Origin of the sequence: Anoxybacillus kestanbolensis, from assembly GCF_001996285.1 — a bacterium.
In the GTDB taxonomy this organism is placed as follows: Bacteria; Bacillota; Bacilli; order Bacillales; family Anoxybacillaceae; genus Anoxybacillus; species Anoxybacillus kestanbolensis_A.
The window spans coordinates 60,881-73,407 of record NZ_MQAD01000033.1; the positions used below are offsets into that span (position 1 = coordinate 60,881).

Sequence of the window (12,527 nt, forward strand, 5' to 3'; positions counted from 1 at the left end):
GTTTATTTGCATCATATCCAATTAATCCCGTACAAGCGTTTAAGTGATACAATCGAAGCGTTATATCAACACTCGATTAGTACAGGAACCCTTGCCAATATGGTGAAACGAGGACACGAAGCGCTAGAATCGAATATGGACATGATCGAGAACGCCTTACTTGAATCCGACATCCTGCATGTCGATGAAACGAGTTTGCGCATCAATGGGAAACTCCCATGGGTGCATGTCGCGTGTACATCGAGATATACATACTTGGCTCCCCACGCTTCTCGTGGAAAGAAAGCGACCGATGATATCGGAATTCTTCCCCGATATCAAGGAACGATGATGAATGATGGGTTCGGTACATATCCAAAATACACGCAAACCCCCCATGCCCTTTGCCATGCCCATCATTTACGTGATCTAAAAGGATTCATCGAACAAGGGCATACGTGGGCGATGCGCATAACCACGTTTCTGTTAGTCGCCAAAGCAAGCCGTCGAATTTCATCACGGTGCACTTTCCGAAGAAGAAGCGAGACGGTGGGAACGAGTGTATGATCGCATCCTAGAAAGAGCACAACACCGATTGGAAGCGAAGACGCCTCTTCCGAAAAAAGCACTCGCTTTTGTTCGACGGCTCCAGAAACGAAAGGAAGGAGCGCTGCGTTTCTTACGTGAAGTACATGTTCCCTTTGATAACAACCAAGCCGAACGCGATCTTCGCATGGTTAAAGTCAAAGGGAACATTTCGGGTACGTTTCGCGAAGAAACATTCGCGCAATCGTTTTGCATCACAAGAAGCATCGTTTCCACACTGACGAAACACGAAAAAAACGTGTGGGATTCGTTATGTCTTCTGTTGACAGGCGAAACGCTCGATCGTGTTCTTTCTACCACTTAGGGCATTTTCTATTACGGGGATGCCCTATTTGTGTTGCGCTTCTTTACATACTACTATCGGGATGAATAGTTACATTATCTCGATATTAGGTAGATAAAATGGCCTCTTAGTCCTTTATTTTTTCTGATAAATCTTGTACCACTAACTCCCATGAATATTTTTCCACTATTTTTGTCCATGATTTATCATAATTTCTTTTGGCTAACCTTTTTAGTATCTCAACAATATATTTGCTATCATTCTTTATGATAGGTCCTTTATTCACTTCTTTCATAAGATTTACCATGGGATCATCATCCGAGCTATAGATTGTTAATATTGGGGCATTGAACCCAAAATAATCATAAGCCTTTCCAGGTATCTGGTCGCTGTTTTTATTACCAATTAAAAGTAACACATCTGCATAGGCACAGTATTGTTGAGCTCGATCAAACGATACTCTCGGTAACAACTTTACATTTTTATGCTTACTTAATCTTTCTTTGATAGAATTTGAATCAATATTACCTAAAAAAACAAAATTTATAGAAGAATATAATTCTTTTTCTTTTAGTTCCAGATAGTCCAACGCACTACAAATTGGATATAAATCCCTCAATTTACTGAATATTTCACCGGTATAAACAATATTTAATTTCTTTAAATCTATACCTTCCGGTATATCTCCCAATTTTTCAACATAATCATATCCTCTATAGACAATAGCTGTCTTATTTTCAGAAATACCGTACTTTTTAATATACAGTTTTTCCGTGGCTCTTGATGTGAACAAAAATTTATCAGCCTTTTCTACAACCTTCTTTTCTAAATATTCCTCAATTTTCCTTCTTATTAGTGGTTGCCCCTTCCTTAAAGGGTCAATCGTCCATGGATCACTCCAGTAAGTAACCCACTTTACATTAGGAAACATCTTTTTTAGTCGATAGCCTACCAAGTGAGCAGAAGGGGATTCATGCATTGACAAAACGATATCTATTTTGTTATTTTTCATAATTTCGATCGCTTTTTTTGTAGCATTCCATTTCCAAAAAACATAACTATCTGGAATAACTATATAATCTTTCAGGTATTTCTTTAGAAAATTTGTAATACAAGATACTTTTGCTTGTCCACTTTGATCAATACTTTCATTAACAAGATTGATTTTTTTAGTATAAAATTTCTTATAAAACATCCCCATATCTGCATAAATTAAACTAACCTCTTCAGATATCCGCTCCTGTAAAGATTCATCATAATTAATGAAATCCTTTGGATAATCAGCAGCAATTACCGTCACATGATGCCCATGCTTAGCCAAATAATTAGCATAATTTAGAGACCTTATACTTGCCGATACATTACATGGAGGAAAATTGTTAGTAATGATTAACAAATTCATAATATCTTTCCTTTATATTGAAAGTCTAATTCTTTGAAAGTAATACCCAGAAAAACAAAAAATGGTGAATTGACTACAATATCTCCAGAAAACTGTGCATGTAACAGAAAATAAAGAGTAATGATGAAAATAGGAACTTTATACTTCTTTAAAGTAAAAGCTTTGAAAAGAAAGATGAAAATGATAAAAATAAAGAAAAAAGTAATAAAAATCCCTAATTCCACAAAAATCTCCATAATAATATTATGAGGATAAGAAGTTAAATCTTCGTGAGAATCGTCAAATTGTCCTATACCTTTGCCAACTAAAAAATTCTCCTTAATAATTTCTAATGATTTCTTATAGAGAGCAACTCGGGATTCATCTTGAAAAAAATTGGAGTATCTATACTCACTGAACTCTATATTGTTCAAAATAAGATAAATCCCCCCTATTAACATTGAGGTAACAACTATTAAATTAACCTTTTTGACACCTAATGTATTGAATATATATACAAAAATTACACAAAATGTAGTGATGAGGATCGTAGCTCTTCCTTCTAAATAAAGCATATAAACAATAAATAGTATCAATGAAAAGAACGTAAAAACTTTACCTAACATACCAAGTTTGTATATTAGTAGGCAAATAATGCATACAATTATTCCCAAACCTACATTTTTACTTGGAATGACAACATCAAGACCCTTTAATAGGGCATATCCTCTGAGACCTACTAACTGAAAATTAGTTAAAATAGAGTATTTTATCACCGTTAAAGCGACACCTATAATTATCAAAACACTTGTCCACTTAAAATCTTTATCAATCGTATACCCAAAAACATACATTGCTATTAGAGGAAAGACTACAATTGTAATAAAATAATAAATTTTTCGGTATCCATAAAAATTATATATATCAAAGCTACTAAATAAAGAAGCAAAAACAAGAATAAATAAAAAAAGCAGATACATGTTAGTAAAAGTACCATAAAAAACTTTTTTATTATAATTAATCGCTATAGCAATCAAGCTAACTAAAACCAAAATAACTGAACGAGAGATAGGGTATGGTAAACTGTCATAGAATAAAAGAAGGTAAATTAGTGTACTCAACAGAAATATTCTTGGCGAAAATCCGTACAACTTAAAAGCCCAAAAAAAGTACGATAAGGTAATTGTTATAAATATAAACAGGTACATCCTGTCACTCCCTTAGTCGTTTCATTCCATTGCCATTTACAATTATTTTTTTATTCAAAAAAATCCATTGTAAGCTCACATTCTCTAATTTTTTCAAACAAAATCTCTACGGTTTTGCTCATACTGTGATTAGCTTTAGTATAATTAAAACATTTTTCTGCTATAGATTCATAACTTGTTCTTAAATCATTTAACACTTTTCTTATAGTATGAATATTTTTATTCTTTTTGGAAACTGGATTTCCTAAAGAATAACCTTCACGTTCGTACAACCATAAATATCTATAATCCTTGGGAATGGATGAATACGAAAAGTCCAGGGAGATCGTAGGAACCTTACTATAAGCACTTTCGAGAGCTGACGTTCCCATGGCAAATATTATGTCAATATTATTTATAATATAATTATTAACATCAACATTATTCATAGTCCCTTTAAAAACTATATTAAAACTCATTTTTTTAGAAATTCTCTCTAACTCTTTTCTATACTCTCCATCGCCAATCACGTGAAAAATAATTTTCTGCTCCCTTAAGAGTTTTTTTAACGAATTTATATCATTCCACACTTTAATTATTGACTGAATTTTTTCCTCTCCTAGTCTCCCTAGCCACCCAATATTGATTTCACTACTGTTAAGAAGTGATAACTTTTCCTTTTGCTTTAGATAGGTCGTATCAATTGGTATAGGCACATACTGAGGTTTTACTCCAATTCTAAACACTTCGTTATTCTTTTGAAAATTAGGATAGTCCATATATACAATACCTTTTAGTTGGTGAATTTTCCTGAGCATCCTTTGATATTTAACGTAGGTGAATGGACGAAAAATAAAAAAATATTTTTCCAAATCCGAGCTTCTTACCAATTTAGAGAACCTATAGAATCCACGGATATTCATTAAAATGTTGTGAGGTGCAAGTGACCAAAATAAACAGAAAACCTCTGCATTATCTTTAATTTTAAATAAACTATTCATTCTATTTAAATATATAGGTGGTAAAATTAAATGAGTATCAAAATCTATGCTAACTGTCATACCATCTTTATATTCAATACAAAACACCTCTCGAGATATATTCTTCGTCAAAAACCCATCTGGGTAATCTATCACAAAAGTTTTATATCCCATGCCAGCTAATGTATTCGCCAAACGAACAAATAAAAATTGTGCCCCACCAACTTTTTTGCTCGGATAAAAAAAAGTGATGCTTTTGATTTTTCCATATTTACCCATTTATTCTCTCCCCAAATCGTTTTATTTTACATAAACATGTTGTAAAAGTAGCTTTTAAAAGGCATGACATTCATACGGCTAAAACAATAAAAAACGTCATTCGGCATATGTCCGTTTCCAAGTAGACATTAAAAGAACAATATACTTGGTATTATGTCAAGAAAATAGACACATAAAATGTGGAAACATTTCAACCCCTACTACCGTACTTCGTTTGTTAGCCTCTTAATAAGGAAAACGATTGGTAAACCCTTCCCCTTCTCAAGAGGAAAGATGCCCCTTATATCGTGACTTTGTGGAAACAAGAGTTGACTGCTTCTTTCCTTGTCGTAAAGGTTTCGTGGAAAATGAGTTCCTTTTTAATGATGCTGCGAAACCATTCGGCACATGCATTGTGATAACAATTTCCCTTTCGACTCATGCTCGTCTGGATTCCATATTGCTTCAACATGACTTGGTATTCATTCGATACATACTGGCTCCCTCGGTCCAAATGGTGAATCAGACCTGGGTGATGATTACGCTGATGGATGGCCCGGTGAAATGCTTTGATCACTAACTCCTTTGTCATACGCTCGGAAAGATACCATCCTACAATTTTTACGAGAAAACAAATCCATGATGGATGCTAAGTACAGCCAGCTTTCTTTCGTCCAAATATACGTGATATCCGCCACCCATACTTGATTCGGATCATCTGCTTCAAACTGCTGATTCAATAAGTTGGGGTACACAGGCAAATGATGTTTGATCGGCGGATTGTTAAATTTTTCTATTTTGTGTACAATTCATCGTAAGTCCTCCTTGGTCTGATGATAGGGTCAACTTTCCATTGACACCCCTGCACCATACCAAGATGGCTTTCTTCTTTCAAGTCCCTGAAAATCTTTCTAACAGGAATGCTCCTTATTCTCCACATTTGAATCCGATTGAACGGTTACGGAATTTACTGAAAGATGAAGTCATCGCCGACGTCTTGCATAAAGATCAAAACGGTATTGCTCAGTCGACTATTCTTTTTGAACAATGCGTCTTACAGCCCCCCTATGAGATGTTACGCTACGTCGGGTATAATGCGCGAACCAAAGGTTAAAGCTTCAATCTAGATGTATACAGATATGAAAATAGCTGTTCCATAGATCAGTTATTTTCACGGAAAAGTTATTTTGATTACTCCATAACCCTTAACACTCTAAAATACATAAAAACCATCAAAACCATATAAATAGCATACATTAGGCAATAAGCTAAAATAACACCTTTCACACCTAGACTATTTATAAATAAATATGAAAATAATAGATAAGTCGCACCAGATATTATTTCAGAAAATATGAAAAAGCGAGTTAACGCTTTAGCAACCATTAGGTACGCTAAAATCCAGCTACTCATTTTCAAAAAATCGCCCAAAAGCTGAAGCGGAAACAGGTCGCTCATTGCCTGAAACTCATTCGTAAAAAGAATACGAACAATCCAGTCTTTCAAAAGATATACAGATATAAGAATGATTCCAACAACAGGTAATATCAGTTTATAACCTCTTATTACTTCTCTTTGTAACTCATTAGCATTTTTAATTTCCGATAATCTTGGAAGATAGTACGTTGTTAAAGATGTGGTAATGATTAGTAAATACATGTTAGATACTCTGTTCAGAGCTTCCCAGTATCCTGCACTTTCTAACGAAACTTGATTTGCAATTAATCCCCTAATAATTAATTGAACAAGTGGAACAGTAACAATTGATACTGCAGACATTAAAGAAAATTTAAGCAAATTAACATAAACTCTTCTCGGTACATTTAAAAGAAAAAAGTTAAACTTTATATCCTTCTTTTTTAACAAATATAAAACCGTTATCATCAGTGCCACTGAATGCACTAAAACTAGAGACAGAATAGCTCCATAAAGACCAAATTGAGTTGTTAAAAATGTAGTTAAGACCAAAGAAGACAGACTTGCCAATATATTGGCAAAAATATATATTCGTATATATTTTAGCCCATTTAAAACCGCCAACATGTAGTTGTTCAATCCGATAAAAAAAATGGTTATACTTAGCACTATAAAAATACTAGTGTAATTAAGAGAATGGAGGATTTTTAAAGAAAACCATTCCTTAAAGACAATTATTATAAGACTTATCATCAAAGAACTAATGAGAGTTATAAAAAAAGAAGCCTGGAGATACTCATTCCTTTTTTTAGGATCACCATTGAATTCAGCGACATATTTCGTAATACCGCTATTGATTCCTCCAGTAGATAGTGTCACAAAAGTATTCAATACATTTTGGAAATTCCCAATCATAGCAAGTCCCGATGGTCCTATATATACTGCTATAACCTTATTTACTACCATACCTGATAACATTCTTATAACTGTTGCTATGCCTGATAACAAGGTTGTTTTTATTAAACTCATTTCTCTTCTACTCTCTTAACCTTTATATTGATTAACGACATCTATAATTTTTTCCACCTCTTCGATTGTAATGATTGGGGAAATCGGTAAACTTAGTACTTCATTGTGTATTTTTTCAGTAATCGGATAAGACAAATGATTCCATTCACTATAAGCTTCTTGCTTATGTGGCGGAATCGGATAATGAATTAACGTTTGAACTCCATATTCCTCTAATGTTTTTTGCAAATGCTCTCTGCTTTCAGTACGAATTACAAAAAGATGCCAAACATGAGACTCTCTATCGCCGTTTTCCACAATTGGCAACGTTATTTTAGGATTTTTAATATTCTCCAAATAATATTCAGCAATTTTTCGGCGTTGTTCGTTTTCTTCATCTAAATGTGGGAGCTTTACACGTAAAATAGCCGCCTGGAGTTCATCTAAACGGCTATTCACCCCCTTATATAAATTCTCATATTTAATATGAGAACCATAATTTCGAAGTGCCCTAAGTTTAGTTGCTAATTCTGAATCATTCGTTGTTATCGCTCCACCATCTCCAAGCGCTCCTAAATTTTTACCTGGATAAAAACTAAAGCCAGCTGCATCTCCTAAATTTCCAACACGCTTTCCTTTATACTTAGCTCCATGCGCTTGCGCTGCATCTTCAATAACCTTAAGGTTATATTTTTTAGCAACTTCATTGATAGGATCCATATTAGCAGCTTGTCCATATAAATGAACGACCATTATTGCTTTTGTCTTTGAAGTGATTTTCTCTTCAATTTTATTTGGATCTAGATTATAACTATTAATGTCTGGTTCTACCAAAACCGGATTCGCACCACAGGCAGATACAGCTAAAATAGTTGCAATATACGTATTAGCTGGAACAATGACTTCGTCTCCTTCGCCTATACCATACGCTTTTAAAATCAATGTTAAAGCATCTAAACCATTAGCCACTCCTATTGCATATTTAGTTCCGCAGTAAGCTGCAAATTCTTCCTCAAATTTCTCAACTTCCTTACCAAGGATATACCATCCACTTTCTAATACTCGAGCCATCGCTGCTTCAATTTCTTTTTTATATTGTAGATTGATCTTTTTTAAGTCTAAAAATGGAATCACTATTTACTCACCACTTTTAATTTTTTGAGTTAAATCTTTTTGACATGCTTCGCAAAAGTAATTTTCATCTAATTTTTTTCCGCACTCGCACACATATCCCCTAAAAGTAACTGGATTGCCGTACCAAAGCGTATAAGGAGGAATATCTTTGGTAACTACCGATCCAGCACCTATCATTGCATATTTTCCAATTTTAATCCCCGCTACAATCGTAGCATTCGCTCCTATAGAAGCATAATCATCGACAATTGTCTTTTCGAACCTATCCGGATAACGTTTTGAACGAGGGGTTAAATCGTTAGTAAACGTAACATTTGGACCCACAAATACATTATTGCCTAAGCGTACCCCATCCCAAATATATACTCCCGATTTAATAGTAACATTATCACCAATTACAACATCATTCTCAATAAATGTATGGTCATTGATATTACAATTTTCTCCTATTACCGCTTCGGGCAAAATATGTGCAAAAGCCCAGATGCGTGTATTTTTTCCGATTTTGTTTGATTCTACAATTGCTTTTTCGTGTTGGAAATATTTTTTTTCATTATGCACTGACTTTTCTCTTAAATATTCTAAAAAAGAATCATAACTTCTTAAATAATCATCTTCGTTATAGTAATCACTCGCTAATACCATTAATACTAAATCATCTGAGAAATCATACATCTCATGCCATACTAATTTATCTACTAATAACCCTTTAGCAGGAGAATTCAGCTCAACTTCGACAGACTCTTTTCCGTCATCTAAAAGAACCTTACATGAGCCACTTACTGCTATCAAAACTTGTTGAAGTTCTTTATGAGCGTGAAAACCACGTCTTACATCTTTTTTTGTATTAAAAATATAATAAACCCTTTTGATTTCAAAAGGTATATTTTTATTTTGTTCTAATGCGACAAGAGAACCTCTGTCGTCACTTATTACGGAAAAGTCATACATTGTTACTTCCATTTAGCGCACCCCAGTTTGTAAGTACTTATTAATATACCATTCTACTGTTTTCATAATTCCCGTTTCAAATGTTTCTTCTGCTTTCCATCCTAACTCATTTTCTATTTTTGAAGGATCTATTGCATACCGGAAATCATGACCAGGTCGATCAGCAACAAATTCTATTTGATCTGCATAACTTGTTTGCTTTGGTACTTTTTTATCCAAAATAGCACAAATAATTTTTGCTATTTCAATATTTGTTCTTTCGTTTCTTCCACCTATTAAATACGTTTCACCGGATTTTCCTTCATGAAATACTAAATCGACTGCTCTACAGTGGTCTAACACATATAACCAGTCACGAATATTTTGTCCATTGCCGTAAATAGGTATCTTTTCCCCTGCAAGAGCTTTACGTATGATGGTTGGAATTAGTTTTTCGTCATGTTGCTTTGGTCCATAATTATTGGAACAATTCGTAGTTACAACATTCATTCCGTACGTATGATAATAGCTTCTGACTAACAAGTCTGAGCTTGCCTTACTTGCGCTATAAGGGCTATTTGGTGCATAAGGAGTAGACTCCGTAAAGAAACCTTCTTCACCTAATGTTCCGTATACTTCATCAGTGGAAATATGATGGAAGCGAGAATTTTTATATTCTTCTTTATAAACAAAAGGTTTTTCCATCCAATAAGTTCGTGCCGATTCAAGTAAGTTTAAAGTACCTAAAACATTCGTTTCAGCAAATACTAAAGGATTTTTAATAGAATTATCTACATGGGATTCTGCCGCAAAATGGATAATATGACGAATATCATATTCATTAAATAAACGAAGAATAAGCTCTCTGTCTCTTATATCTCCCTTTACAAAAACGTAATTTTCGTTTGATTCTACTTCTTTTAAGTTATTTAAATCCCCTGCATACGTAAGAGCATCTAAATTTAATATTCGATATTGCTCGTATTTTTGTAAAAAATACGGGATAAAGTTTGAACCTATAAATCCTGCTCCACCTGTCACTAATATTGTCTCTTTTTTCATAAAGCACCTTCCAAACTCCATGAAGTTGATTGTTTATTTTCCGATGCAATATCTAATAAATATCGACCGTAATCTGTTTTTATTAAAGGTTGAGCTAATTTAATTAATTGATTTCTATCAATATAGCCCATTCGATAGGCAATTTCCTCTAAACAAGCTACTTTAAATCCCTGTCTTTTCTCAACCGTTTCGATAAATACTGATGCTTCCAGTAACGAATTATGAGTACCGGTATCTAGCCACGCAAAACCTCTTCCTAATAGCTCTACTTTAAGTTTATTTTTCTGTAGATAAATTTTGTTAATATCAGTAATTTCTAGTTCTCCTCTTTCGGATGGTTTAATATTTTTGGCTACTTCAACAACCTCATTATCATAAAAATATAATCCAGTTACAGCAAAATCGGATTTAGGATTAACTGGTTTTTCCTCAATTGAAACAACATTGTAATTTTCATCAAACTCAACTACACCAAATCTTTCTGGATCTTTAACACGATATCCAAATATAGTAGCACCAACTTCTCGTTTAGCTGCTCGTTGAAGAATAGAAGTAAAACCAGGACCGAAAAAGATATTATCACCTAAAATTAACGCTACCCTATCATCTCCGATAAAACTTTCTCCAATAATAAAAGCTTCAGCTAAACCATTAGGCTGTTCTTGTATTTCATAACTTAAAGAAATTCCAAGTTCATGTCCATTTCCTAATAATTGCTCGAAACGAGGCAGATCCTCAGGCGTAGAGATAATTAATATATCTTTAATTCCAGCCAACATTAAAACAGAGAGTGGATAATATATCATCGGTTTATCATATATAGGTAATAATTGCTTTGATATTACTCTAGTAATCGGATATAATCTTGTACCGCTACCACCGGCTAAAATAATTCCTTTCATGTTCTTGTTACCTCACAGTATCTTTGTTTATTAAATCTATGCGCTGATAATTTAGAAGAGAAATTTTTGATTCTATATATTCCTTAAATTGGTTAAATTCACTTATATATTTAAAGCTATAATATATCCCAAAGGGAATCCTAAAAGACAATCCCTGATAAAGAACATATTTTTTTACGCTAAATAATTTTATAAGAATAATAACATGCAGAACCGTGAGAACTACTATAGGCCATTTATTCGAAAAAATAATAGAAATACAAATTAGTATCAATGATATAATATTTACACCTATAGTGAAAAATAAATCTGGTTGTGCTTTTATAAAGTCAATAAATGTACCTCTAGAAATCGCTGACATAACTGCTTGTCCCGGACCATAAAACTTTTTCTTACTAAAAAAGGGAACAAATAAATCTAATGCGATTTTGTGTTTAGGCATTAGCTCCGTGTAATGAGTAACCATTGTGATGTCTATCGTATGAACTTTATAGCCAAGAGCTTGGATGCGCGAGTATAACTCAATCTCTTCATTTGATATTACACTTAAAGACCAATTTCCTGCTTGTAATACAACGTTTTTATTTAATAAGACTGCTCCACCAAAATAATCCGTCTCCCCTTTTGTTGAACCAATAATTTTCCTTTCTTTTTTATTTGTTTTATTATCAATATATTCATAATATCCCAGATATCCTGCAATATTGTTATCTTTTTTCGGTTGAAAGTCTTTTAACCAATCAGCAAATTCAACATGCAATTCCATATCTCCGTCCAGATACAAAATCCATTCTGATTTAGCAATTTTGGTGCCTACATACCTGCCCACAGAAGCACACAAAAATGGGGACTCATCTAGACATATTATTTTACAACCGTATTTTTCAGATATTATTACACTATCATCTTTTGATGCAGAATCAACAAATATTATTTCATTCAGTATATCTTTTATAGGAAATAATGATTTATACAATTTTTCTAAATTACTTCCCTCGTTCCTTCCAATCACCACAACATCCAACCACTTACTCAAGCCCCCCATTCCTTCACCCCTCAATTCTTATTTTTGAGTTTGCAATTTTGCTATATATTGATCTTAATTATCCACTAATCATTTTCTGATCCAAAATTTTTGTGGAGATTTTTCTTTAAATCATTAAGTCTATCATAAATAATAAACTCAGCTATATACATCCAATTTAAAATTTTAACCTCTGGTTCACGCAGTACACCCGATGCGGCGTAACACCTCATCTGGGTGTTGTAAGACGTACTGTTCAGAGCGAGTAATGGATTGGGCAATGTCATTTTGATCCTTGTGAAAAACGTTGGCAATCACTTCATCTTTCAACCACTTCCACAGCCGTTCAATCGGATTTAACTGTGGAGAATACGGAG

10 protein-coding genes and 2 pseudogenes are annotated in these 12,527 nt (G+C 33.5%); 1 reads left to right on the top strand and 11 read right to left on the bottom strand.

What is annotated here, in order from left to right; genetic code table 11:
• Positions 1–889, top strand: a pseudogene (gene tnpC, locus BO219_RS13490) (IS66 family transposase); the annotation flags it as partial.
• A 106-nt stretch (positions 890–995) separates the two neighbouring features.
• Here the strand turns inward: tnpC and BO219_RS13495 are convergent.
• From BO219_RS13495 to BO219_RS13550, 11 genes and pseudogenes are all read right to left on the bottom strand, one after another.
• On the bottom strand, positions 996–2,270 hold the full coding sequence (locus BO219_RS13495; protein WP_077429915.1) for a glycosyltransferase: 1,275 nt from the start codon (positions 2,268–2,270) through the stop codon (positions 996–998).
• Complete coding sequence (locus BO219_RS13500) at positions 2,267–3,370, bottom strand: O-antigen ligase family protein (RefSeq protein ID WP_143271306.1); 1,104 nt, start codon at positions 3,368–3,370, stop codon at positions 2,267–2,269. Before BO219_RS13500 ends, BO219_RS13495 begins: the two co-directional genes overlap by 4 nt.
• 137 nt (positions 3,371–3,507) lie before the next feature.
• Complete coding sequence (locus BO219_RS13505) at positions 3,508–4,695, bottom strand: glycosyltransferase family protein (protein WP_077429917.1); 1,188 nt, start codon at positions 4,693–4,695, stop codon at positions 3,508–3,510.
• A gap of 298 nt (positions 4,696–4,993) precedes the next feature.
• Positions 4,994–5,444, bottom strand: a pseudogene (locus tag BO219_RS15130) (IS3 family transposase); the annotation flags it as partial.
• A gap of 421 nt (positions 5,445–5,865) precedes the next feature.
• Positions 5,866–7,119, bottom strand: a complete 1,254-nt coding sequence (locus tag BO219_RS13520; protein WP_077429919.1) for an O-antigen translocase — start codon at positions 7,117–7,119, stop codon at positions 5,866–5,868.
• Between the two features lie 15 nt (positions 7,120–7,134).
• Complete coding sequence (locus tag BO219_RS13525; RefSeq protein WP_077429920.1) at positions 7,135–8,232, bottom strand: DegT/DnrJ/EryC1/StrS family aminotransferase; 1,098 nt, start codon at positions 8,230–8,232, stop codon at positions 7,135–7,137.
• A 3-nt stretch (positions 8,233–8,235) separates the two neighbouring features.
• Complete coding sequence (locus BO219_RS13530; protein ID WP_077429921.1) at positions 8,236–9,195, bottom strand: WxcM-like domain-containing protein; 960 nt, start codon at positions 9,193–9,195, stop codon at positions 8,236–8,238.
• Positions 9,196–10,224 (bottom strand): dTDP-glucose 4,6-dehydratase, encoded by a 1,029-nt coding sequence (gene rfbB, locus BO219_RS13535; RefSeq protein ID WP_077429922.1) that lies wholly within the window; start codon positions 10,222–10,224, stop codon positions 9,196–9,198.
• On the bottom strand, positions 10,221–11,126 hold the full coding sequence (rfbA, locus tag BO219_RS13540) for a glucose-1-phosphate thymidylyltransferase RfbA (protein ID WP_077429923.1): 906 nt from the start codon (positions 11,124–11,126) through the stop codon (positions 10,221–10,223). Before rfbA ends, rfbB begins: the two co-directional genes overlap by 4 nt.
• 7 nt (positions 11,127–11,133) lie before the next feature.
• On the bottom strand, positions 11,134–12,162 hold the full coding sequence (locus tag BO219_RS13545) for a glycosyltransferase family 2 protein (RefSeq protein ID WP_158074601.1): 1,029 nt from the start codon (positions 12,160–12,162) through the stop codon (positions 11,134–11,136).
• 186 nt (positions 12,163–12,348) lie between these two features.
• Positions 12,349–12,527, bottom strand: a 179-nt coding sequence (locus BO219_RS13550; RefSeq protein WP_268915865.1) for a transposase, incomplete at its 5' end; no start/stop codon positions are given.

Bases quoted from the DNA above. Each gene is read 5' to 3' on its own strand.
- rfbB (WP_077429922.1), bottom strand. From the start codon at position 10,224: ATGAAAAAAGAGACAATATTAGTGACAGGTGGAGCAGGATTTATAGGT.
- rfbA (WP_077429923.1), bottom strand. From the start codon at position 11,126: ATGAAAGGAATTATTTTAGCCGGTGGTAGCGGTACAAGATTATATCCG.
- BO219_RS13495 (WP_077429915.1), bottom strand. From the start codon at position 2,270: ATGAATTTGTTAATCATTACTAACAATTTTCCTCCATGTAATGTATCG.
- BO219_RS13530 (WP_077429921.1), bottom strand. From the start codon at position 9,195: ATGGAAGTAACAATGTATGACTTTTCCGTAATAAGTGACGACAGAGGT.
- BO219_RS13520 (WP_077429919.1), bottom strand. From the start codon at position 7,119: ATGAGTTTAATAAAAACAACCTTGTTATCAGGCATAGCAACAGTTATA.
- BO219_RS13505 (WP_077429917.1), bottom strand. From the start codon at position 4,695: ATGGGTAAATATGGAAAAATCAAAAGCATCACTTTTTTTTATCCGAGC.